The 655-nt window shown below is 29.3% G+C and carries 1 protein-coding gene; it reads right to left on the minus strand.

The features are described from left to right. Positions 1-66 precede the first annotated feature (66 nt). A partial coding sequence (locus UNSWCS_RS12130) for a hypothetical protein (RefSeq protein WP_035144127.1) occupies positions 67-655 on the minus strand: 589 nt, incomplete at its 5' end.

Here is a 655-nt window from a genome sequence, read left to right on the forward strand (position 1 = left end):
AATTGTGGAAAAAAACAAAACGGATAACGAGAAAGATCAACTAATAAATTTTTCATAATATACTCCTTAAAACTCATTACAAATTAAACATCTATCTACAAAACTATCAATATCAGGCGCATTAAGATCATGTTTCTCGTGATAGTGTGTAAAGTTATCTAAGTTACGATCTAACATTAAATTTTCAACATAAGCCAAATGTTGAACATTGACATCACCGCCTAGATTTTTATAATAATTGACTAACTCATAATCTTTCATTCTGCTTACTGGCTTAGGTTTTTCATAGCTTTTAAAAAGCTCATCGCAAATTTTTAAAACTTGCTTTTGTTTTAGAATATTGCCAAAGCTCTTTATATCATCGCTTGCATCTTCATATCGTTTAATAGTATTGCTATCTTTAATAATCCTAGTTTTTTGCCAAAGATCGCCAAATTCATCAAATATTTTTAAAGGTTTCCTGGTATCAGGATCAACGACAACAGTAACCAAGCCCTTATTATAATTTTTAGTAAGAGATATTAGGTCAATACTGCCGTTTAGCTTTCTATAAATTTCAAGACTTATAAAAGTTTGCGACATAGTAAAACGCCTAATTTTATGCTTTAAATACCAGTAGCTAATATCGGTCAAATTATCTAAATCAGGATTTTGA

Origin of the sequence: Campylobacter concisus UNSWCS (assembly GCF_000466685.1) — a bacterium.
GTDB classification, from domain to species: Bacteria; Campylobacterota; Campylobacteria; order Campylobacterales; family Campylobacteraceae; genus Campylobacter_A; species Campylobacter_A concisus_A.